This window comes from Pseudomonas sp. RG1 (assembly GCF_025910115.1).
Lineage (GTDB): Bacteria > Pseudomonadota > Gammaproteobacteria > Pseudomonadales > Pseudomonadaceae > Aquipseudomonas > Aquipseudomonas atacamensis.
Window position 1 is genome coordinate 120,327 of record NZ_JAPCIK010000010.1, and the last position, 20,784, is coordinate 141,110.

At 61.2% G+C, this 20,784-nt stretch carries 22 protein-coding genes; 7 read left to right on the forward strand and 15 right to left on the reverse strand.

The features are described 5' to 3' along the window. The first annotated feature begins 34 nt into the window (after positions 1-34). Both dcd and OK411_RS06990 read left to right on the forward strand, forming a co-directional pair. A complete protein-coding gene (gene dcd / locus OK411_RS06985; RefSeq protein WP_007940589.1) occupies positions 35-601 on the forward strand; it encodes a dCTP deaminase in 567 nt (188 codons plus the stop codon). Positions 602-708: 107 nt separating this feature from the next. After that, positions 709-918, forward strand: coding sequence for a hypothetical protein (locus tag OK411_RS06990; RefSeq protein ID WP_016771389.1), 210 nt, complete (start codon positions 709-711; stop codon positions 916-918). A gap of 44 nt (positions 919-962) precedes the next feature. On the opposite strand, the gene pdeM is transcribed toward OK411_RS06990, so the two are convergent. From pdeM to OK411_RS07040, 10 genes are all read right to left on the reverse strand, one after another. Continuing rightward, positions 963-1,616: a ligase-associated DNA damage response endonuclease PdeM gene (gene pdeM / locus OK411_RS06995; protein WP_413694507.1), complete on the reverse strand. Its 654-nt coding sequence runs from the start codon at positions 1,614-1,616 to the stop codon at positions 963-965. Then, a complete protein-coding gene (locus OK411_RS07000; protein WP_264364622.1) occupies positions 1,613-4,102 on the reverse strand; it encodes a ligase-associated DNA damage response DEXH box helicase in 2,490 nt (829 codons plus the stop codon). Before OK411_RS07000 ends, pdeM begins: the two co-directional genes overlap by 4 nt. Positions 4,103-4,295: 193 nt before the next feature. Next, positions 4,296-5,060 carry an ABC transporter ATP-binding protein gene (locus OK411_RS07005; RefSeq protein ID WP_264364623.1) on the reverse strand — a complete coding sequence of 255 codons (765 nt, stop codon included), beginning with the start codon at positions 5,058-5,060 and terminating at the stop codon, positions 4,296-4,298. 12 nt (positions 5,061-5,072) lie between these two features. Then, a complete protein-coding gene (locus OK411_RS07010; RefSeq protein WP_264364624.1) occupies positions 5,073-6,191 on the reverse strand; it encodes a succinylglutamate desuccinylase/aspartoacylase family protein in 1,119 nt (372 codons plus the stop codon). A gap of 27 nt (positions 6,192-6,218) precedes the next feature. Further along, the gene (locus OK411_RS07015; protein WP_130912856.1) at positions 6,219-6,929 is read right to left on the reverse strand and encodes an ABC transporter permease; all 711 of its coding nucleotides are present in this window, start codon (positions 6,927-6,929) and stop codon (positions 6,219-6,221) included. Beyond that, a complete protein-coding gene (locus OK411_RS07020; protein WP_016771383.1) occupies positions 6,926-7,654 on the reverse strand; it encodes an ABC transporter permease in 729 nt (242 codons plus the stop codon). Before OK411_RS07020 ends, OK411_RS07015 begins: the two co-directional genes overlap by 4 nt. A gap of 56 nt (positions 7,655-7,710) precedes the next feature. Continuing rightward, positions 7,711-8,493, reverse strand: coding sequence for a transporter substrate-binding domain-containing protein (locus OK411_RS07025; protein ID WP_024011901.1), 783 nt, complete (start codon positions 8,491-8,493; stop codon positions 7,711-7,713). A 371-nt stretch (positions 8,494-8,864) separates the two neighbouring features. Further along, a complete protein-coding gene (locus tag OK411_RS07030) occupies positions 8,865-10,553 on the reverse strand; it encodes an ATP-dependent DNA ligase (RefSeq protein WP_217879437.1) in 1,689 nt (562 codons plus the stop codon). Beyond that, a complete protein-coding gene (locus OK411_RS07035; protein WP_125918038.1) occupies positions 10,550-11,584 on the reverse strand; it encodes a ligase-associated DNA damage response exonuclease in 1,035 nt (344 codons plus the stop codon). The genes OK411_RS07030 and OK411_RS07035 overlap by 4 nt, the downstream gene beginning before the upstream one ends. A 302-nt stretch (positions 11,585-11,886) precedes the next feature. Continuing rightward, positions 11,887-14,337 carry a penicillin acylase family protein gene (locus OK411_RS07040; protein ID WP_136492081.1) on the reverse strand — a complete coding sequence of 817 codons (2,451 nt, stop codon included), beginning with the start codon at positions 14,335-14,337 and terminating at the stop codon, positions 11,887-11,889. Positions 14,338-14,538: 201 nt separating this feature from the next. On the opposite strand from OK411_RS07040, the gene OK411_RS07045 reads away from it, so the two are divergent. Beyond that, a complete protein-coding gene (locus OK411_RS07045) occupies positions 14,539-15,096 on the forward strand; it encodes a cysteine hydrolase family protein (RefSeq protein WP_264364625.1) in 558 nt (185 codons plus the stop codon). Positions 15,097-15,351: 255 nt separating this feature from the next. Here the strand turns inward: OK411_RS07045 and OK411_RS07050 are convergent, their stop codons facing one another. The 4 genes from OK411_RS07050 to OK411_RS07065 all read right to left on the reverse strand — a co-directional run bounded on the left by OK411_RS07050 (position 15,352) and on the right by OK411_RS07065 (position 17,141). Then, a complete protein-coding gene (locus OK411_RS07050; protein ID WP_003198420.1) occupies positions 15,352-15,555 on the reverse strand; it encodes an SEC-C metal-binding domain-containing protein in 204 nt (67 codons plus the stop codon). Between the two features lie 5 nt (positions 15,556-15,560). Beyond that, the gene (locus OK411_RS07055) at positions 15,561-16,046 is read right to left on the reverse strand and encodes an LEA type 2 family protein (RefSeq protein ID WP_122505749.1); all 486 of its coding nucleotides are present in this window, start codon (positions 16,044-16,046) and stop codon (positions 15,561-15,563) included. Between the two features lie 116 nt (positions 16,047-16,162). After that, positions 16,163-16,639, reverse strand: coding sequence for a YchJ family protein (locus tag OK411_RS07060; RefSeq protein WP_071174594.1), 477 nt, complete (start codon positions 16,637-16,639; stop codon positions 16,163-16,165). 4 nt (positions 16,640-16,643) lie between these two features. Beyond that, positions 16,644-17,141, reverse strand: coding sequence for a DUF6231 family protein (locus OK411_RS07065; RefSeq protein ID WP_071174595.1), 498 nt, complete (start codon positions 17,139-17,141; stop codon positions 16,644-16,646). Positions 17,142-17,340: 199 nt separating this feature from the next. On the opposite strand from OK411_RS07065, the gene OK411_RS07070 reads away from it, so the two are divergent. The 4 genes from OK411_RS07070 (at position 17,341) to OK411_RS07085 (ending at position 20,042) form a co-directional block, all read left to right on the forward strand. Continuing rightward, positions 17,341-18,036, forward strand: coding sequence for an OmpA family protein (locus OK411_RS07070; RefSeq protein WP_016770616.1), 696 nt, complete (start codon positions 17,341-17,343; stop codon positions 18,034-18,036). A 90-nt stretch (positions 18,037-18,126) separates the two neighbouring features. Next, complete coding sequence (locus OK411_RS07075; protein ID WP_071174596.1) at positions 18,127-18,849, forward strand: OmpA family protein; 723 nt, start codon at positions 18,127-18,129, stop codon at positions 18,847-18,849. A gap of 160 nt (positions 18,850-19,009) precedes the next feature. Further along, positions 19,010-19,291 carry a DUF1145 domain-containing protein gene (locus OK411_RS07080; RefSeq protein ID WP_016771375.1) on the forward strand — a complete coding sequence of 94 codons (282 nt, stop codon included), beginning with the start codon at positions 19,010-19,012 and terminating at the stop codon, positions 19,289-19,291. Beyond that, on the forward strand, positions 19,284-20,042 hold the full coding sequence (locus OK411_RS07085; protein WP_016771374.1) for a collagen-like protein: 759 nt from the start codon (positions 19,284-19,286) through the stop codon (positions 20,040-20,042). Before OK411_RS07080 ends, OK411_RS07085 begins: the two co-directional genes overlap by 8 nt. Positions 20,043-20,240: 198 nt before the next feature. Here the strand turns inward: OK411_RS07085 and OK411_RS07090 are convergent, their stop codons facing one another. Continuing rightward, the gene (locus OK411_RS07090; RefSeq protein WP_016771373.1) at positions 20,241-20,705 is read right to left on the reverse strand and encodes a CopD family protein; all 465 of its coding nucleotides are present in this window, start codon (positions 20,703-20,705) and stop codon (positions 20,241-20,243) included. Positions 20,706-20,784 lie beyond the last annotated feature (79 nt).

Genomic DNA, 20,784 nt, shown 5'->3' on the forward strand with positions numbered 1-20,784 from the left:
ATTTTTCCACCTCGCTATTCAGGACAAACCCGCCATGAGCATCAAATCGGACAAGTGGATTCGCCGCATGGCGCAGGAACACGGCATGATCGAACCGTTCGTCGAGCGCCAGATGCGCGGCAGCGACGACAGCCGGGTGATTTCCTACGGCGTGTCGAGCTACGGCTACGATGTGCGTTGCACCAACCACTTCAAGGTGTTCACCAACATCAACTCGGCCATTGTCGACCCGAAGAACTTCGACGCCGGCAGCTTCGTCGACATCCACAGCGATGTCTGCATCATTCCGCCGAACTCCTTCGCCCTGGCCAGCACCGTCGAGTACTTCCGCATTCCGCGCAACGTGCTGACCATCTGCCTGGGTAAAAGCACCTACGCGCGCTGCGGCATCATCGTCAACGTCACTCCGCTCGAGCCTGAGTGGGAAGGTCATGTGACCCTGGAATTTTCCAACACCACCAACCTGCCGGCGAAAATCTACGCCAACGAAGGTGTGGCGCAGATGCTCTTCCTCGAATCCGATGAAGAATGTGAAGTTTCCTACAAGGATCGTGGCGGCAAATATCAGGGCCAGCGTGGCGTAACCTTGCCGCGTACCTGATCGACCATCCGACGGATGTCGGGAATTCTTTGGCGGGCAGACACTCTATGGGGTGTACTGCCCGTTTTTGTTACACACAGATTCGGGCCTTCACTGAGGAGTGCCCTATGAAGATCGACCCGCGAATCAGCGCTGAACTGGCAAGGCTTGAGCCCAATCAGATAGGCGTTCTGGCCTGGTCGTTACTGGCGAATCCGTCTTTGAGCCTGTCCGGCGGCGTGCCCGGCCAGCCCGATCCCGATACTCCCAACGAACAACCGACCGAACCAGGCGAACCGACCCTGCCGGACGAGCCGCCGCCGGCGCCTGTTGCCTGACCGACTGTGATGAATATGGCCCGTCAGCCTGATCGATTTGCGATCTAGCTGACGGGCCATATTTCGTTGTCGCCGATCACGAAGACTTTGCAACTGTCGTCGCGCTCGACCTGATAGCCGCCGGTAAACGCACCGAATGCCGGCATCAGGCTGATGCGCTCACCGAGTCTGAAACAAGCCAGACGCAGACTCTGCCGACCTTTGCCATGCAGCCGATAGACCGGGTGCACGTGGCCGGCGAGCACGTGCCGTTCCGGATGCGCATCGGGCTCATGCTGCAAGGCAAACGGCCCGAGTAACAGCGGCTCTGGCACTACGCGGATATTCAGCGAGGCCGGCGGGTCGCCCGCGCGTTTGTCGTGGTTGCCGCGAATCAGCGTCATCGGCAGGTCAGCGTGGCGCGCTCGCCACTCTGCCAGCGCATTCAATGTGGTCGGGACATGTGAGCCAGGCCCATGCAGGAAATCACCGAGAAAAATCAACTGGCGACACGGCAACCGCGCCAGCAACGCGTCGATTACCTCGATGTTGCTCGCCGTCGTGCCATGCGGCACCGGCTGGCCGAGGCTGCGATAGGCCGCCGCTTTACCGAAATGCACATCGGCGATCAGCAATGCTTCCTGCGCTGGCCAATACAGCGCTTTCTCCGGCAGCAACCACAACTCCTCACCGGCCAAACACACCGGGTACGCACTCACGACGATTTTCCGTTATCAGCGGTTTTTTCCAGGTCACCGACCATTCTTCTGATCCTGTCAGCCAGCTTTTCCGAACTCATGCTCTCGCGCATCCGCTCCACCAGCAGCGGAAAGCCCAGTGGTGTAGGACGTTTAACCTGATGCACGTCCAGTTTCATCTGATTGATGCGCTCCAGTGTCTGTTCCAGACGACGAATATCCAGTTCCTCGCGTAGGACTTCTTCCCCGGCCTGGGCCAAGAGCAGATTGTCGGCGTCGTATTGTTTGAACACCTGGAAAAACAAGCCACTCGACGCCTGCACCTGGCGGGTACTCTTTGGTGCGCCCGGATACCCGGCGAACACCAGCCCGGCGATCCGCGCGATTTCGCGGAAGCGGCGCAACGCCAGCTCACCGGCATTGAGGCTGGCCAGCACATCCAGCAACAAGTCATCGGCGTTGAACAGGTGAGCGTCGAGATGCGCGGCCCAATCCACCGGTGTGGCGCTGAGCAGTTCCAGGCCGTAATCATTCACGGCAATCGAGAAGGTCAGCGGTTGCCGCTGACTTACGCGCCACGCCAGCAGGCTCGCCAGTCCCAGATGCACTTGGCGCCCGGCGAACGGATAGAGGAAAAGATGCCAGCCTTCGCGGGATTTCAGTACCTCGGCCAGCAGATTTTCCGTGGTGGGCAAGCCGGACCAGCGTATCTGCGTCTCCAGCAGCGGCCGCAGCGCGTGCATTTCCGGGCCGTTGAACTGACCTTGAGCAGCGGCGCTGAAGCGCGTCACCACTGCTTCGGCCAGTTCGTTGGATAACGGCATGCGCCCGCCATTCCAGCGCGGCACGGCGGCTTTTTTTGCGGTGCTGCGTTTGACGTAGGCGGTCATGTTTTCCACCCGCACCAGCTCCAGCAAGCGCCCGGCGAAGAGGAAACCATCGCCGGGTTTCAGTCGCGCGATAAAGCCTTCCTCGACGCTGCCCAGCTGTTTACCGCCACCACCCTTGCTCCAGAATTTCAGGTTGATGCTCGCGTCGCTGACGATGGTGCCGATGCTCATGCGATGGCGCCGCGCCAGACGCGCATCCGGCACACGCCAGACGCCGTGTTCGTCCGGCTCTACCCGGCGGTAATCCGGATACGCTGTAAGAGACATCCCGCCATGGCGTACGAACGCCAGCGCCCAGGCCCAGTCTGCCGCTGTCAGGTCACGATAAGCCCAGGCACCACGGACTTCTTCGTACAAGTCTTCAGGAATAAAGCCACCGCCAAGGGCCATGCTGACCAAATGCTGGACCAGCACATCCAGCGGCTTGTGCGGTGACAGACGCGGCTCGATGCGTCGTTGCTCGACGGCATCGCGTGCGGCGACCGCTTCGATCAGCTCCAGGCTGTGGGTCGGTACCAGCGTCACCCGCGAGGTGCGCCCCGGTGCGTGACCGGAACGGCCGGCACGTTGCATCAAACGTGCGACGCCTTTCGCCGAGCCGATTTGCAGTACGCGCTCGACCGGCAGGAAATCCACTCCCAAGTCCAGGCTTGAGGTGCAGACCACCGCTTTCAATTGGCCATTCTTCAATGCCTGCTCGACCCAGTCGCGGGTATCGCGGGACAGTGAGCTGTGATGCAGCGCGATCAACCCGGCCCAGTCCGGCCGCGCTTCCAGCAGCGCCTGATACCAGATCTCCGATTGTGCGCGGGTGTTGGTGAACACCAGGCTGCTGGCGCAGACGTCGAGTTCGGCCACCACCTGCGGCAGCATCTTCAGACCAATGTGGCCGGCCCAGGGAAAACGCTCGATGGCCGGTGGGAGAAGGGTGTCGACCTGCAGGGTTTTTTCGCTTTTGCCTTGAACACTGACGCCGCCGCCCTGTGGGATCAGCACTTGCTCGGCGTGGGATTGATTACCGAGGGTGGCGGAAACGCCCCAAACGATCAGTTCCGGCTGCCAATGCCGCAGGCGAGCGAGGGCCAGTTGCAGTTGCACGCCGCGTTTGTTGCCGAGCAACTCGTGCCATTCATCGACGACGATCATGCGCAGGGTCGACAACGCCGTGCGCGCATCGGCGCGGGCGAGCAACAGAGTCAGGCTTTCCGGGGTGGTAATCAGCGTCGTCGGCAAACGCCGGCCCTGACGGGCGCGTTCGCTGCTGCTGGTGTCGCCGGTGCGCAGGCCGATGCTCCACGGAATCTGCAATTCATCGACCGGGCTTTGTAAAGCGCGGGCGGTATCGGCGGCGAGGGCGCGCATCGGCGTGATCCACAGCACCGTCAGCGGTTCGGCCGGCGGTTTGCGTTTGCGCGGTGTAGCCACGGGCGGTTGCGGGCGGGCGAAGCGGTTGAGCGCAGCAAACCATACCGCATAAGTTTTGCCGGCGCCGGTGCTGGCGTGGAGCAAGCCGGACTCGCCGTTTTTCACCGCCGCCCACACCTGTTTCTGAAAGGCGAACGGCTTCCAGTCGCGGGCGCTGAACCAGGTTTTTGCAAAGTCGGGGGATTTCGCCATGCCGGCTGCGTGCGCTCTGGAGGTGTTGTTTCAGAGACAGCGAAGCGGGGGGACAAGTTTAACTTTGTCGGTCGATGGATTCCCCCGTGGGAGCGAGCCTGCTCGCGAATGCGATGTCACATTCAACATTGATGTCGACTGATAAACCGCTTTCGCGAGCAGGCTCGCTCCCACACAGGGTTGGGTGCCAACCTTATTTAAGGTTGCCGCTGAGGAATTGCTTCAGGCGTTCACTCTTGGGATTGCCCAGCACGTCTTCCGGCGCGCCTTCTTCTTCCACCAGACCCTGATGCAGAAACAGCACCTGATTCGACACCTTCCGCGCAAAACTCATTTCATGGGTGACCATGATCATCGTCCGGCCTTCCTCGGCCAGGCCCTGAATTACTTTCAGCACTTCGCCGACCAGTTCCGGGTCGAGTGCCGAGGTCGGTTCGTCGAACAGCATCACTTCCGGTTCCATCGCCAGTGCCCGGGCGATCGCCACGCGCTGTTGCTGGCCGCCGGAGAGAAACGCCGGGTATTGATCGGCGACCCGCGCCGGCAAGCCGACTTTGTCCAGATGACGTCGGGCGCGATCCTCGGCTTCCTGTTTGCTGCAACCGAGCACCCGGCGCGGGGCCATGGTGATGTTTTCCAGCACGGTCATGTGGCTCCACAGGTTGAAATGCTGGAACACCATCGCCAGCCGCGTGCGCAGGCGTTGCAGTTCATCGGCGTCGGCGACGTGCATGCCGTGGCGGTCGGTGACCATGCGGATCGCCTGGCCATCGAGGCTCATGGCGCCGTCATTCGGTTGCTCGAGGAAATTGATGCAGCGCAAAAAGGTGCTTTTGCCCGAGCCGCTGGCGCCGATCAGGCTGATCACGTCGCCGGTTTTGGCCTTGAGCGAAACGCCTTTGAGCACCTGATGATCGCCATAGCTTTTGTGCAGGCCTTCAACGGTCAGTTTGTACATGGACGAGCATCCTCAAGGCGAAAGTAGGTAGCCGCTGCGATAGGCTTCGGCGCCCGCGACGTGGGCGATGACCATGCCGGCAGTGGCCATGCGCCGCAGCGAGCGCGCATACAGCAGGCCGGCGGCGGTGCAATGAATGGGGGTGACCTTGTCGTGGACCGGGTCGATGATTTCGGCGATCTGCTGGCCGGCTTCCAGGTATTGGCCGGGTGTCGCGCAGTACACCAGCAGGCCGCCGACTGGCGTGGTCACCGGTTCGACCCCGGCCAGCGGCGTGGGAGGGTACGGCAGTGGCGGTTGCGGCTTGGTCTCGCCGACGATGGCATCGAACTGGATCAGATAATCGATCAGCGCCTGACAATCGCGGCTGGCCAGCGGGTGGTTGACGTCGCCCTGGCCGCGCAATTCGACGGTCACCGAGAAGCTGCCCAGCGGAATCTCGAAGTGCTCGCCGAAGCGCTCGCGCAGTTGCCACCAGAGCAGGGTGAAGCACTCGTCGAATGACTGCCCGCCGGAATCGGTAGCAAGCAGGCTAGCCTGCGCTTCCATGTAGCGCGCCAAGGGCTCGACCTGTGGCCACGCCTCGGGCGTGGTGTACAGGTGCACCACCGATTCGAAGTCGCAATGCAAGTCCAGCACCATGTCGGCATCGCAGGCCAGGCGTTGCAGGGTCAAACGCTGGGATTGCAGTTGTGTGGCCGGCGTCTGGCGGGCGAGGGCGTCGCGCAGGCTGGTGCGGATCAGTTCGAGGTTGTGCTGCGCATCGTCGTCCAACTGGCCTTCGATGGCGTTGCCGATTTCTTCGCTGAGGTCGACGAACCAGCGATTGAAGTTCTGCCCACTCTCCAGGTCGTAACGGCCCAGCGGCACGTCCATCAGCACTTGTTCGAGGCCGACCGGGTTGGCCACCGGCACGAGGACGATTTCGCTGCGCAGGCGGCCGGCGGCTTCCAGCTCGGCCAGACGCTGTTTCAGGTGCCAGGCGACCAGCATGCCGGGCAGTTCGTCGGCATGCAGCGAGGCCTGAATGTACACCTTGCCCTTGGCCTGCTGTGAGCCGAAGTGGAAACTGTGAATCTGCCGTGCGGTCCCCGGCAGCGGGGCCAGCAAGTCATGAATCTGGTGGCGCATTGTTATCTCTTTATTGTCAAACCGATGCTAGTGAGTCGGCCCGAGGAAGGCCAGCCAGCGGCGTTCGGCAAGGCGGAACAGACCGACCAGCGCAAAAGTAATGGTCAGGTAGATCAGCGCGGCGATGCCGAACGACTGGAAGGTCAGGAAGGTCGCCGAGTTGGCATCCCGCGCGACTTTCAGGATATCGGGAATGGTCGCGGTGAACGCCACGGTGGTCGAATGGAGCATCAGGATCACTTCGTTGCTGTAGTAAGGCAACGAACGGCGTAAGGCCGACGGCATGATCACGTAGGCGTACAGCTTCCAGCCGGTCAGGCCATAAGCCTTGGCCGCTTCGACTTCGCCGTGGTTCATGCTGCGAATCGCCCCGGCAAAAATCTCCGTGGTGTACGCGCAGGTATTGAGCGCGAAAGCGAGGATCGTGCAGTTCATCGCGTCGCGAAAGAAACTGTCGAGGATCGGCTGTTCGCGCACGGCGGCGAGGCTGTAGATGCCGGTGTAGCAGATCAGCAACTGGATATACAGCGGCGTGCCACGGAACAGGTAGGTGTAGAACTGCACCGGCCAGCGAACGTAGAAGTGCGGCGAGACGCGGGCGATCGACAATGGGATCGAGACGACGAAGCCGATGCAGATCGAGGCGGTCAGCAGCCACATCGTCATCGCCAGCCCGGTGATGTTCTGGCCGTCGGTATAAAGGAAGGCGCGCCAATATTCCTGGAGAAGTTCGATCATCGTACGGCCTCCCGGGCACCGGCGGCGTAGCGGCGTTCGAGCCAGCGCAGGATGAAGTTCGAAGCACTGGTGATCAGCAGATAGATCAATGCGGCAAGGACCAGAAAGTAGAACAGTTGATAAGTGCTTTTACCGGCGTCCTGCGCTGCCTTGACCAGATCGGCGAGGCCAATGATCGACACCAGCGCGGTGGCCTTGAGCATGACCATCCAGTTGTTGCCGATGCCCGGCAGGGCGAAGCGCATCATTTGCGGAAACACCACAAAGCGAAAACGCTGGCCACGTTTGAGGCCATACGCGGTGGCGGCTTCGACCTGACCACGCGGCACCGCGAGGATGGCGCCACGGAAGGTCTCGGTGAAATACGCGCCATAAATGAAGCCCAGCGTCAGCACGCCGGCGCTGAACGGGTCGATTTCGATGTATTCCCATTCCATGTAATCGGTGAGCGACGTCAGCCAGGTTTGCAGGCTGTAGAAGATCAACAGCATCAGCACCAGATCCGGCACGCCGCGAATCAGCGTGGTGTAGAGCTGCGCGGGCAGGCGCACCAGTTTGACTTTCGACAGTTTGGCACTGGCGCCGAGCAGGCCGAGCAACACGGCCACCAGCAGCGACATCGCCGATAATTTGATGGTCATCCAGGTGCCTTGCAGCAGCAACGGGCCGAAGCCCTGCAGACTGAACGAGGCCAGCCCCAGATTTTGCAGGAGGGTTTCAAACATAAATCAGCAACCTGAGCGGATGGAAAAGGCGCCCATCGGGGATGGGCGCCGGGGCATTATTTGCCGCTGTACAGATTCAGGTCGCCAAAGTGTTTCTTTTGAATCTCGGCGTATTTGCCGTCGTCGTGTAACGCTTTGATACCTTTATCCAAAAGTGCTTTCAGCTCAGTGTTACCTTTCTTGATACCGATAGCGGTTTTCGACGGCAGCAATTCGCTGTCGACCGGCTGACTGACTTCGTAACCTTCGCCTTTCGGCGACTTGAGGAAGCCCAGTTCGGCTTGCAGCATGTCCTGGATGGCGGCGTCGAGGCGGCCGGAGGTCAGGTCGGAGTACACCTGATCCTGGTTCTGATAGGCCTGGGTTTTCACACCGGCCTTGTCCAGCACGGCTTTGGCGTAGGCTTCCTGAATGGTGCCTTGCTCATAGCCAACGGTCTTGCCCTTCAGCGACGCGACGTCTGCGCTCAGGCCGGAGCCTTTCTTGAACACGTAAGCGGTCGGGCCGGAAAACAGTTCGCTGGAGAAGTCGATGACCTTCTCGCGCGCCGGGGTCACGGTCATCGACGAGATCACGCCGTCGAATTTGTTGGCCTTGAGGCCCGGAATCATGCCGTCGAAATCGCTTTCGACCCATTTGCACTTGACCTTCAGTTCGGCGCAGATCGCGTTGCCCAGATCGATATCGAACCCGACCAGGCTGCCATCGGCCGCTTTCGACTCGAACGGTGCGTACGAAGGGTCAACGCCAAAGCGCAGCTCTTTGTATTCCTTGGCCAGCGCGGAGCCGGCGGCCATGCACAACGCCAGTGCAGAAAGGGTCAGCAATGCTTTTTTCATTATTCAATCCCTAAGAACCAATATGAGCGCTTGTGGCGCAGAATTATTGTTACTGCAACGCTTACGACCTGTAGAAAGTAGCAATTTCCGAACCAGAGTGCCGAACAGGTGTTTTAAAAGGTCGAGTGCAGAGAGGCAAGGGTAGTTGAATGCCCGGAAACGGGCATAGCTGTTTGCATGCACTGTTTCGGTTCAAGCGCGTGGCTCAGAGCAGGGAAAAACTGTGGCGAGGGGATTTATCCCCGATCGGCTGCGCAGCAGGCGCAAAAACCTGAGTGCACGATTTCAGGGGGAAATTGCTGGGGGCCGCTGCGCAGCCCAGCGGGGATAAATCCCCTCGCCACAGGATTCTGCGATGTGTCGAGAATGAATCAGGCCAACAAGTCTTGCAGAGTAGCGAGGCTGTCGGCTTCTTCGACGGTCTTGTCCTTGCGCCAGCGCAGCATGCGCGGGAAACGCACGGCGATGCCGCTCTTGTGTCGGCGCGACAGGGCGATGCCTTCGAAGCCGAGCTCGAACACCAGGCTCGGTTTCACGCTGCTCACCGGGCCGAATTTTTCCACCGTAGTCTTGCGCACGATGCTGTCGACCTGGCGCATTTCTTCATCGGTCAGCCCCGAATACGCCTTGGCAAAAGGCACCAGTGAGCGCTGGCTGGATTCCGGCGGGCCGTCCCACACGGCGAAGGTGTAATCGCTGTACAGACTGGCGCGACGGCCGTGTCCACGCTGGGCATAAATCAGTACCGCGTCGACGCTGAACGGATCGACCTTCCACTTCCACCACACGCCCATGTCCTTGGTCCGGCCGACGCCATACAGCGAATCGCGCGCCTTGAGCATCATGCCTTCGACGCCGAGTTTGCGCGACGCTTCGCGCTGGCGGCCAAGGTCGAACCAGTCCTCGCCGGTCAATACCGGGGAGGGCAGCAGTACCGGGCTGTTGCAGCGCGCGATCACCTCTTCGAGTTGCGCACGGCGCTTGACCTGTGGCTGGTTGCGCCAGTCTTCGCCCTGCCATTCCAGCAGATCGTAAGCCAGCACCACCACCGGCACTTCTTCGAGAATCTTCTTGTCGAGCGTCTTGCGACCGATGCGTTGTTGCAGCAGGGCGAACGGTTGCACGGCCGGCGGCTCATCGGAATGCGGATCGAAGGCATCTTCGGTGGTCGGATGGGTGCTCTTCCACACGACGATTTCGCCGTCGATCACTGTGCCGTCGGGCAAGCCGTGCACGAGCACATCGAATTCGGGGAAGCGCTCGGTCACCAGTTCCTCGCCGCGCGACCACACCCACAGCTTGCCGTCGCGCTTGACCACTTGCGCACGAATACCGTCCCACTTCCATTCCACCTGCCAGTCGCTGGCGGGGCCGAGCAGAGCTTCGAATTCCTCGACCGGTTGCGCCAAGGCGTGGGCAAGAAAGAACGGGTAGGGCTGGCCGCCGCGCTGGGCGTGTTCGTCGGCGGACTCCGGGGCGATGAGTTTCAAATAACTCGCGGCGTTGGGCCGGTTCGACAGATCGGTGTACCCGACCAGGCGCTGGGCCACGCGTTTGCTGTCGAGCCCGGCCATTGAGGCGAGGGCGCGGGTGACCAGCAACTTCGACACGCCAACACGGAAACTGCCGGTGATCAGCTTGATGCACAGCATCAGGCTCGGCCGGTCCAGTTGTGCCCACAACATTGGCAACTGGCGCGCCAGATACTCCGGCGTTTCGCCGCGAAGTGGCAGCAGCTTATCTTCGATCCATTCGGCAAGACCGGCCTCGGAGCTGTGGGAATTTTCTGGCAGCACCAGAGAAATGGTCTCGGCCAGATCGCCGACGGCTTGGTAGCTTTCTTCGAACAGCCATGGCTCCAGTCCCGACACTGCGACCGCCAGCTCACGGAGGATGCGCACCGGTACCAGTTGTCGCGGCCGCCCGCCGGAGAGGAAATACACCGCCCATGCGGCATCTTCCGGCGCGGCCTGCGCGAAGTACGCCTGCATCGCCGCCAGCTTGGCGTTGCTCGACGTGGTGGCGTCGAGTTCGGCATATAACTCGGCGAAGGCTTTCATGGCGATGTCTCGGCAACGGTGGGTTCGGTGGCGATGTTGTCGTCTTCGTCATCGCCGTATTCGGTGGTGAAGCCTTGTGCATCGAGGCCCTGTTCCCGCAGATGGCGCACGAGCACGCCGATCGAGCCGTGGGTGACCATCACCCGTTCCGCGCCGGTCTGGTTGATCGCCCACAGCAGGCCGGGCCAGTCGGCGTGATCGGAAAGGACGAAACCGCGATCGACGCCGCGCCGCCGCCGGGTCCCGCGCAGGCGCATCCAGCCGCTGGCAAAGGCATCGCTGAACTCGCCAAAACGACGCATCCAGGTACTGCCGCCTGCTGACGGCGGAGCAATGACCAGCGCCTGGCGCATGATCGGATCGCTTTTTTTCACGTCGCCCGCATAGACCGTCGGCGGCAGGTACACGCCGGCATCGCGGTAGACGCGGTTCAGCGGTTCGACCGCGCCATGGCTGAGGATCGGCCCGAGGGTTTCGTCGATGCCGTGGAGAATCCGCTGCGCCTTGCCGAAGGAGTAGCAGAACAGCACGCTGGCCTTGCCGGCGGCGATATTGGCCGCCCACCACTGATTGATCTCGGCGAAGATCTGCGCCTGCGGCTGCCAGCGATAGATCGGCAGGCCGAAGGTCGATTCGGTGATGAAGGTGTGGCAGCGCACCGGTTCGAATGGGGTGCAGGTGCCATCCGGCTCGACCTTGTAATCCCCCGATGCGACCCAGACTTCGCCGCCGTATTCAAGGCGCACTTGCGCTGAACCGAGGACATGCCCGGCGGGGTGAAAACTCAAGGTCACGCCGTGGTGGGTCAGGCGCTGGCCGTAGTCGAGTGTTTGCAACTGGATGTCCTGACCCAGACGCGCGCGCAGAATCCCGGCGCTGGCGCTGCTCGACAGGTAGTGCTGATTACCGGTGCGCGCGTGATCGCCATGGGCATGGGTGATCACCGAACGCTCGACCGGCCGCCACGGATCGATATAGAAATCCCCGGCGGGGCAGTAGAGACCTTCAGGTCGGGCAATAACAAGATCCATGTCGTGACCGGAATGGGGGGCTTGTTAGCTATGAGGCGGGCGTAAGGCTGGAAGTTCGATCGGCTTTAAAGCGCTACCCTCACCCCAGCCCTCTCCCAGAGGGAGAGGGGGCCGACCGAGGTATCTGGTGAGGTACATCGACCTGGGGGACCGAGTTGAATATGGATCCGGCACAGCCTTGAGCCTGATCCAATGTTGGATTCACTGTCTCTCTTTCAGGTCGGCGCAAGACCCAAGCATCCCCCAATCAGTCCCCTCTCCCTCCGGGAGAGGGCTAGGGTGAGGGGCTGTTGATCTTTGCTCTATTTCCCGGGCGTCAGGGTCAAACGGGTCTTGCCATACACCCGATCAAAGTTCTGCGGCTGCATCGGCAGGCCGATGTACTGACCTTTCAGCCACGCATCGATCCCGTTCAGGTAGTTCGGACTCAGTGGATTGCCCGACTGCCCCGTACCGTTCTGCGCCATCAGTGGCTCGCTCTGGCCGAAGTCGACGATAAAGCGCATCGACGGCGCGCGCGTGGTGACGAAGTCCTGGCCCCAGGCAAACGCCGAGCTGTTCAGCGTGGTGTGATCGCCTCCAGCCGCCAGCGGCCCGCGCACAGTCTGACCGTTGCTGTTTTTCCACGCATAGCTATGCAATTTGCCCCACTGCCAGGCGCGATGATCGCCGCCCAGCTGGCTGTCTCCCGCTGTAATCGCTGCAGCGAGACTGCGGGCGAGAATCACCGCTTTGTCTTCCTTCTGCGGCGTGCGCAGGTCATCCCAGAACGGACTGTCCTCACGTCCCAAGAGATGATCGGCCTGCGCCGCGTAGGACAGATCGCCATTGGCGACAAAGGCCTTCCACGCCGGGCTCGATTCAGGACCCAGTTCATCGAGGAAGATCTGCTTCATGCTTTCCTGCAGAAACAGTTCATAAATCGCCGCATCCGCCGAGGTCGGGCTGAGCTTGCCGTCGAACGCCATCAAGCGCGTGAAGGCTTCGCGCGCCTTGCTGCGTTCGGCTTCCGGCAGGGCGTCGATCGCCTGTTTCAGCGGTTGCTTCATGCCCGGCGCTTCAAAGACTTTTTTCAGCTTGGCGGCGAACGTGGTGGTCTGGTCGTACTGCATGGCGATCACGCTGCGGCTGTCGTGCTTGCCGCTGCCAGCCATTTCCGCCAAGCGTTCGCCGCGCTCCGGTGCCGCCCAGGATTTCGACAACTGCATGCCGTAGCCGTCGGGGATGACGCGCTGGTTGGCGGTGCCGAGCCAGCCTTGTGCCGGGTCCTGATCGTAGGGGTGCAGCATCGGGTCGGCGTAACCGTCCCAGTCGTAGCGACCGTCCCAGCCCGGCGAGGGCAGCAGACCTTCGCCTTCGCGACGGTTGGGGAAGCGCCCGGTGACTTGCCAGCCGATATTGCTCGCATCGGCAAAGACCAGATTCAGGGTGATGGCGCGGATTTCGCGGCTGGCGTCCGAGGCGCGCTCGACGTTCTGCGCGCGGGTCAGGTCGAAGAAGGCATCCAGAGTTTTGTCGTCAGTGAAGCTTGGCGTCTGCAGGGCGAGGCCGAAACCGCTGCCCTGCGCCGCTGCCTGGGCACTGTTGAGCAGCGCGCCGTGGCGGGTTTCGTAAACGGCTTCGCGAATCGGTCGCTGGCCTTTGACGAAGTAGGTTTCGTTGCGCACACCCAGCGGCTGCCATTTGCCGTTGACTTCATAAGTGAGGCTGCTGCCCTGACGGCGGATTTTTTCGAGGAACAGATCCTGGTTATCGCCGAGCACGCTGGTCATGCTCCACGCCACTTTGCCGTTGAAGCCGCCGAGCACCATCGGCAGACCGGCAACCGTGACGCCGGCCGCCTGATATTTCGGCGCACGTATCTGCACGAAACTCCACAACGACGGCGCGGCCAGTGGCCCGTGCGCATCGCTGGCCAGCAGGCTTTTGCCGCTGCGGCTGCGTTGCGGGGCAATCGCCCAATTGTTCGCAGTCGGCGTGGCGAGCAGGTTCAGCGCCGACAGTTGCTGGCTGGCGCTGCTCAGTTCCGTCAGCCCCGGAATCTGCCCGTTGAGCTTGAGGCCTTGCAGTTTGTCGGCTTCAGCCACTGGCAGGTTTTCATCAGGCGCCGACGGGCTCAGCCAGGCGAGTTTGTCAGTGGTCACGGTTTGCGCGAGCACCAGCGACTGGATTTCCTCCGGCAGGTTGGCCGACTGGCTGAAATTCAGCAGGGCAAAAATCAGCGCCGAATCTTCCGGTTTCCAGTATTCGGGCTTGTAACCGCTGGCGGCGAGGTCGCCCGGCAATTTGTCGGCGTAGCGGAACAGGTAGGCGTTGACGCCCCGTGCATACACCTCGAAGAAGCGCTTGAGCCGTGGCGACGAGGCCTTGTACAGCTCGCCGGCGCTCTTCTTCAGATTGACCGCGCGCATGTAGCGGTCGGCATCGAGCATCGACGCGCCGGACATTTCCGCCAGCCGGCCCTGGGCCAACAGGCGCAGGGTGACCATCTGGTTGATACGGTCGCTGGCGTGGACGTAACCGAGGCTGAACAGCGCGTCATGGAAGCTGTTGCTTTCGATCAGCGGCATGCCCATCGCATTGCGCCGCACCGAAACGTTCTGCGCCAGGCCCTTGAGCGGTTGCACGCCGGAGGTCGGCGGCAGGCTGTCCTGGGCGTTCCAGGTTTGGCAACCGGACAGGCCGAGAACACCGGCCACTGCTGCGGCAACGCCGAACCGGGGAAGAAAATGTGTAAGGGCTGGCGAGGCCATGGCGAAGCTCCTGCGGGGGTATAAGGCTGGGGGCGCAATAAAGCCGCTACGTTAGTGACGGCGCGAGGGCCGCGCAAGCGGGGCGAGTGGTTATTTATGCAGTTGTCGGCTGATCGGTCAGAGGTGTGACAGTTGCTTGTGGGAAAGCGCTGATGTTGAACTGCGGAATGAGTCCCGAGACCTGTCAGGAGAAAGATCGCTATGGAGCTTCAAAGCAACGTTGCGCTGATCATCATCGACCAGCAGAAAGGCATTCTGCATCCGCGTCTGGGGCGGCGGAATAATCCTCAGGCCGAGGAAAGAATGCTTGAGTTATTGGCGCTGTGGCGCCTGCGCGGGCGCCCGGTGATTCACGTGCAGCACTTGTCGCGCTCACCTGATTCGGTGTTCTGGCCGGAGCAGGAGGGGGTGGAGTTTCAAGAGCGATTTGTTCCTCGGGACGAGGAATGGCTGATTCAGAAACAGGTACCGGATGCGTTTTGTGTCAATGGGCTGGAGGCGCAGTTGCGTGAGGCTGGGATCGGGCAATTGATCATCGTTGGTGTGGCGACCAATAACTCGGTTGAGTCGACGGCGCGCACTGCGGGCAACCTGGGGTTCGACACATGGGTGGCAGAGAATGCATGTTTTACCTTCGACAAGGCCGATTATTTCGGCACACCGCGTACCGCTGAAGAGGTGCACGGGATGTCGCTGGGCAATCTGCATGGGGAGTATGCGACGGTGGTCAGTAGTGTGCAGGTTTTGGCGGCAGGCTGAAGTTTTGTAGTGGAGGCGCCGCCGCCTTCGCGAGCAGGCTCGCTCCCACAGTGACCATATTTCTTCAGATGAAACGCGATCCCTGTGGGAGCGAGCCTGCTCGCGAAAGCGGTGTGTCAGGCGCCAACAATGTTGGAGGTGCCGGCCCCATCGCGAGCAGGCTCACTCCTACAGGAGATCGGTACGCGGTCACTGTGGGAGCGAGCTTGCTCGCGAAGGCGGCAGGTCAGGCGAAGAAGACCTTCGCCAGTGACATCAAGCGCCGTGGCACTTCTTGAATTTCTTGCCGTTGCCGCATGGGCAAGGGTCGTTGCGGCCGACGTCTTTCAGGGCGTTGCGCACTGGTTCCTGGTGGGCGTGGCCGCAGTTCGGGCCGTGGACATGGCCATGGTCGTGATCGTGATGGTGGTCATGATCGTGGTTGCAGTCAGGGCCATGGACATGGGGTTGCTGGGTCATCGAGGTCACTCCGGAGTTAGATCGGCGGGGATTATCACGCCATTGCGCTCAAGGTGCACGTAGTGGGCGATGAATAAACCGGTTTCCATTTCCCCCTGCAATCGATAGGGAATCTGCTGGTTCGGATTTTTCAGCAGTTTCACCACGTGTTTGACCTTCGGCCACAGGTTGGTGCGGATCGGCACTTTGAAGTAAGCGCTGCGCTTTGGCCCCACGGTAAACCAGTGTTCGTGCTCGCCCTCGGTGAGCAGCATGTCGGCCAGGTGAATCCGGTATTCGAGGCCGCGCACGGTCAGATCGCTGTCGTTGGGATTGTCGACGCGAAAGTGCAGGATGAATTTCTGCTCAAGCAGCTTGGCCCGCACCACCTCGACTTTCACCAGATGTACGGCAGGCTCGACGCTGTCGTCGCTGAACCACGAGGCACAGCCGCCGAGGTTTACGATCAGCATCAACAGCAGAAAATGTAATGTGCGCCGATGACCGAGCATGAAATTGACTCCCTTTGTGCCCAGTCTAGACCTTAAAAGATTTCAGCCTTCGGCTAATCCCGTGTAGGAGCGGCCGAAGGCTCGGGCCGCGATCGGACGATCTTTTGATCTTCAGCTCAAGCGCCGAAATAACCCGAACAACACTTCTTGAACTTCTGCCCGCTGCCACACGGGCAGCCGTCATTGCGCCCCAGCTTCATCTGCACCGTCGGATCGATGAAGTACCAGCGCCCGCCGTTCTGCACAAACGAGGAGCGCTCGCGATGGCTGTGCTCGCCTTGGCTGTCATGCCAGCGCGCGGTGAAGGTGACAAAGGCGTGTTCCGGCTGGCCGCCGAACACTTCCGAGCTTTCAACCTCAAGGCCGAGCCAAGTGCTTTGCGCACTCCAGTCGCTGATCGATTGTCGATTCAGTCCCGCCTGTTGCGCGGGCAGGGTGGTCGCCACCAGATAATCGACCAGCCCCAGCACATAAGCGCTGTAGCGCGAACGCATCAAGGCTTCGGCACACGGTGCCGGGTGGCCGTCGTGATAAGGGCCGCAGCAGGCATCCAGCAGATTGCCGCTGCCGCAAGGGCAAATGGCTGTACTCATTGCATTACCACCAGTATTTCCCGAAGTTTTCCGGATTGGCCCAGAAGCGTGAATTGAGCCAGTCGGGGACTTGTTTGTAGTCAAGCAGATCGTAGGTGAACAGGGTCAGCACCTGCGCGTCGCGCTGAAAACGCTCGCTGGCCTGCAGGGCCAGCGAATAGAAATCGGTTTCCTGCCAGCCGCTGGCCGCCAGATCCGCCAGCACCGCGATGCGACTGGCGTTGAGATTGCGGATGCCGCCCAACAGGTTCAGGCCATCGCGTTTGGGCAAATGTTCCAGGCAATCGACTACCAGCGCCAGATCGAAGCGTTGCGCAGCCAATTCGGCGGGCAACGCGCCGGGCGCGGCATGAGCGACCACGGTGTCCGGATGCGCGTCCTTGAAAGCGCTCAAGGCGGGAAATTCGCTGGCGCCGATCAGCAGCAGTCGGGCCGGGGCGTAGCGATCCAGCAAAGCGGCCAGCGCCTGTTGTGGCGTGCGCGAAGAAATGGCGGCGTTCATCGAAGCTCCTCAGTCAGACCGCCAAGACTAGCCTGCCAGACCGCGTCGGCAAAGCGCCCGGTGGCGGCGGTTTTCGCCCAAAGAGGCAACCCCCTGTGAACACGGTCGCAAACAGCGGTGGCCTATTGCTGGCGGAGATTAAAACTCCGGTCTTTACTCCCTGAATCGGTTTTAAGCCGATCCCTCAGGAGAAAACTAGATGAGCATAGTTCGGACAGCATTACCCTTGGTTCTGCTAACCAGTGTGTTGACTGGTTGTGCAGGTTTGCAGAAAACCGACTGGCCGACCTGTGCGGCGGTCGGTGGTGTGGTCGGTGCCGGTCTCGGCGCGACGGAAAGCGCTTCGTGGGCCGGTTATGGTGCACTGATTGTCGGCGGTACGGCAGCGGCCTATTGCTGGGTGCACGGTGATGGTGATGAAGACGGCGATGGCGTGCCGGACAGTCGCGACAAGTGCCCGGGTACGCCTAAAGGCGTGCAGGTCGATGCTGACGGTTGCCCGCCACCGACGCCTGCGCCAGTGGTCGAAGAAGCGGTTGTGGTCAAGGAGGAAACCATCGTCATTCGTGATGTGCATTTCGAGTTCGACAAAGCCACGCTGACCGGCCCTGACAAGCAAGTGCTGGACAAGGTCGCCGATCGCCTGAAACAGGAATCCTCTACCGCGCAACTGACCGTGACCGGTCACACCGACAGTGTTGGCAGCGATGCCTACAACAAGAAACTGTCGGATCGTCGTGCGCACTCGGTGGTGGAATACCTGATCCAGCAGGGCGTGCCACGTGCCAGCTTCGTTTCGGTGTCGGGCCTTGGTGAAAGCCAGCCTGTGGCTGACAACAAGTCGGCTGATGGTCGTGCGCAGAACCGTCGCACCGAAATCAAAATCGTCCGCTAGCCCCTCTCGCATCCGCGGCTTGTGCAGTCGCGGATGCGGGTCTTTACTCCTGTGTAACCGGTATGGGCCGGTACACAGGAGCGTTCACAAATGCGTCTTTTCTCAAGGTCCGTCTTGCCGGTGCTGCTGCTAGGCAGCTTGCTCACCGGTTGTGCCACTCACAGCGATGGCACCGCCCCCCTCAATCAACGTACGTGGCCGATCTGCAGCCTGCTTGGCGGCCTGGTCGGCGGCGGTCTTGGCGCCATTGAAAGCGCCGGCTGGGCCGGCGGCGGCGCGGCATTGGGTATCGTCACCGGCGGGCTGATCTGTTACGCCCAGGATGGCGACGAGGACAGCGACGGCGTCTTCGACCGCCGCGACCGCTGCCCGGACACACCGGAAAACACCGAAGTCGATCACCGTGGCTGCCCGCTGCCGCAATATCCGGTGGCAGTCAAACCGGTCGAACCGGCGCCGCAAACCGAAGTGATCACCTTGAGTGATGCCGGCAACGTGCTGTTCGATTTCGACAAGTCCGATCTGACCCCGGCGGCCAAAGCCCAGCTCGACACCTTGATGGACAAGCTGCGCAATGCCGACGTAGTCAGCATCAAAGTCATCGGGCATACAGACAGCAAAGGCTCCGACGCCTATAACCAGGCTTTGTCCGAGCGGCGCGCGAGCAGTGTTGCAGCGTACTTGCTCAGTCAGGGCCTGGCGCCGAACAAGCTCACCAGCGAGGGCCGAGGCGAAAGTGAGCCGGTCGCCGATAACGCCACCGATGAAGGTCGCGCGGAAAATCGCCGGGTCGAGCTGCATATCAATCGTTAGGAAAGGTCTGTAGTCCGCCGACTAGAGCTGCCGGGTCGAAATCATCGGCCCGGCAGCCATTTACCCGGCGTTTGTAGAAATTTCATTTTTCCCTCTGGCTTATCCCCCGCAGAAGCCGGTACTGTGCGTGCAAAGAATAATTCGCAACACGGGGGAGCGTATGAAGGTGTTCTGGGGGCTGGGGCGTTTGCTGACCCTGCTGTTCTGCTGCGTGGTACTGGCCAATCAACTGGTGCCGTTTGTTCATCCGCTGCATCTGCTGGTCAATCTGGCCGGCGCTCTGTTGTTGCTGATTCATCTACTCGAAGTACTGCTGTGCAACCGCAGCCTCAAGGGCCGTCCGCACCCTTGGCGTGATCGTGGCCGCATCCTGTTGTTCGGCGTTTTCCACCTGCAAACCATCCCGGCCCCGGCCGCCCCGGAGGCTTCTTCCCATGCGTAAACTCTGCCTGCTCGCTGCATTCATCAGTCCACTGGCCTGCGCCCAGGTGGTCAACGTGCAAAGCAATTCTTTGATGCGCTTGCCCAACACCACCAGCACGCTGCAACTGGAGAAACTGGAAGTCGCCGATTACGGCACCTTGCTGATCCCGTCCAACGTGACTGAATTGAACATCGATGAACTGCGTCTTGGCCATGAAGCACGTATTGCTATCGTTCCGGCTGAACAAGCGCTGGAAGTAAAGGTCAAGCGCGCTGAATTGAGCGAGGGCAGCCAGATCACCGCGCGCGGCGCCCCCGGCACTTATGAAAAAGCGGCCCGGGCCGGGCGCAATCTGAATCTGCAATTTCAGGCCCTGAGCGCGCCGCAACTGACGGTCGATGCCCGTGGCGGCAGGGGCGCGCCGGGTTTCGTCGGCCTAGATGGCGGCAACGGTGAAGATCCGGGCTGCACCTATGGCTCGGCCGGCCACGGTGCTGATGGCAGTGACGGCAGCGATGGCCAGCCAGGCGCGCCGGGTGCGCTGGTGCGCCTCGCCGTACCACGGGATTTCCCGGCCGAGCTGATCAAGGTCAACGTGGCTGGCGGTGCGGGCGGCCCGGCGGGTGTCGGTGGTAAAGCAGGGAAGGGCGGCAAATCCAAGGGCTGCCTGGTCTACCGCGCTGACGGCGGCAAGAACGGCAAGGCCGGCGCGGATGGCCAGCCTGGGTCGGAGGGAGCGGCGGGTTCGGTTACCGTGCAACGGCTCTAAAACTGCGACCCACTCTCTGATCAATAAAATGCTTTGGTGAGTGAAGATCTTTGGTGAGTGAAATTATGTGGCGAGGGGATTTATCCCCGCTGGGTCGCGAAGCGGCCCCGCTCTAAAAATCAAAAGCGGGACTGCTACGCAGCCCAGCGGGGAAATCCCCTCGCCACAACTGTGTTCACAGCAGAACAAGAGTGCGATTCAGAGCATCGGTCTCGCCGCCGCCACAGCCACCAGCACCAACCCGACCAGCAGATTGAGCCCCACCACCCGGCGAATCCGCCCCAGCACTGCCGCACCCGCCGGCCAATCCTTCGCCTCAACCGCCTTGCGCAACTCCGGCAGCATCAACCCCTGAATGCGGATGAACAGCGCCGTCATCACCACATACAAACCGATCATCACCTGCACGTACTTCGGCGCGGTTTCAAATCCGACCTGCTGCAGATGCAGCATGCCCACGCCGCTGATCGGCAACAGGATCACTGCGACCCAGACCCAACGGAAAAAACCTTGAAACACTTCCACCCACAGGGTCAGGCGAGCGGGGCCGTCCAGAGCCTTCACAGCCGCAGGGCGCAAGACCATCCAGGCGAAAAACATACCGCCGACCCACACCAGAGCGGCAAGGACATGCAGGGGGTAAACGAGGCTAAAAGGTGTCATTGGGTCACTCCGTTCTGCGCGGGATCGATTAGCGGGGTATGATAGCCGCCGAATCAAACCACTGAAAATTTATCCAGCG

What these genes read in the sequence shown, in the direction of transcription:
- dcd (WP_007940589.1), top strand. Translation starts at nt 35, where the DNA reads ATGAGCATCAAATCGGACAAGTGGATTCGCCGCATGGCGCAGGAACAC.
- OK411_RS06990 (WP_016771389.1), top strand. Translation starts at nt 709, where the DNA reads ATGAAGATCGACCCGCGAATCAGCGCTGAACTGGCAAGGCTTGAGCCC.
- OK411_RS07000 (WP_264364622.1), bottom strand. Translation starts at nt 4,102, where the DNA reads ATGGCGAAATCCCCCGACTTTGCAAAAACCTGGTTCAGCGCCCGCGAC.
- OK411_RS07005 (WP_264364623.1), bottom strand. Translation starts at nt 5,060, where the DNA reads ATGTACAAACTGACCGTTGAAGGCCTGCACAAAAGCTATGGCGATCAT.
- OK411_RS07010 (WP_264364624.1), bottom strand. Translation starts at nt 6,191, where the DNA reads ATGCGCCACCAGATTCATGACTTGCTGGCCCCGCTGCCGGGGACCGCA.
- OK411_RS07015 (WP_130912856.1), bottom strand. Translation starts at nt 6,929, where the DNA reads ATGATCGAACTTCTCCAGGAATATTGGCGCGCCTTCCTTTATACCGAC.
- OK411_RS07020 (WP_016771383.1), bottom strand. Translation starts at nt 7,654, where the DNA reads ATGTTTGAAACCCTCCTGCAAAATCTGGGGCTGGCCTCGTTCAGTCTG.
- OK411_RS07025 (WP_024011901.1), bottom strand. Translation starts at nt 8,493, where the DNA reads ATGAAAAAAGCATTGCTGACCCTTTCTGCACTGGCGTTGTGCATGGCC.
- OK411_RS07030 (WP_217879437.1), bottom strand. Translation starts at nt 10,553, where the DNA reads ATGAAAGCCTTCGCCGAGTTATATGCCGAACTCGACGCCACCACGTCG.
- OK411_RS07035 (WP_125918038.1), bottom strand. Translation starts at nt 11,584, where the DNA reads ATGGATCTTGTTATTGCCCGACCTGAAGGTCTCTACTGCCCCGCCGGG.
- OK411_RS07040 (WP_136492081.1), bottom strand. Translation starts at nt 14,337, where the DNA reads ATGGCCTCGCCAGCCCTTACACATTTTCTTCCCCGGTTCGGCGTTGCC.
- OK411_RS07045 (WP_264364625.1), top strand. Translation starts at nt 14,539, where the DNA reads ATGGAGCTTCAAAGCAACGTTGCGCTGATCATCATCGACCAGCAGAAA.
- OK411_RS07050 (WP_003198420.1), bottom strand. Translation starts at nt 15,555, where the DNA reads ATGACCCAGCAACCCCATGTCCATGGCCCTGACTGCAACCACGATCAT.
- OK411_RS07055 (WP_122505749.1), bottom strand. Translation starts at nt 16,046, where the DNA reads ATGCTCGGTCATCGGCGCACATTACATTTTCTGCTGTTGATGCTGATC.
- OK411_RS07060 (WP_071174594.1), bottom strand. Translation starts at nt 16,639, where the DNA reads ATGAGTACAGCCATTTGCCCTTGCGGCAGCGGCAATCTGCTGGATGCC.
- OK411_RS07065 (WP_071174595.1), bottom strand. Translation starts at nt 17,141, where the DNA reads ATGAACGCCGCCATTTCTTCGCGCACGCCACAACAGGCGCTGGCCGCT.
- OK411_RS07070 (WP_016770616.1), top strand. Translation starts at nt 17,341, where the DNA reads ATGAGCATAGTTCGGACAGCATTACCCTTGGTTCTGCTAACCAGTGTG.
- OK411_RS07075 (WP_071174596.1), top strand. Translation starts at nt 18,127, where the DNA reads ATGCGTCTTTTCTCAAGGTCCGTCTTGCCGGTGCTGCTGCTAGGCAGC.
- OK411_RS07080 (WP_016771375.1), top strand. Translation starts at nt 19,010, where the DNA reads ATGAAGGTGTTCTGGGGGCTGGGGCGTTTGCTGACCCTGCTGTTCTGC.
- OK411_RS07085 (WP_016771374.1), top strand. Translation starts at nt 19,284, where the DNA reads ATGCGTAAACTCTGCCTGCTCGCTGCATTCATCAGTCCACTGGCCTGC.
- OK411_RS07090 (WP_016771373.1), bottom strand. Translation starts at nt 20,705, where the DNA reads ATGACACCTTTTAGCCTCGTTTACCCCCTGCATGTCCTTGCCGCTCTG.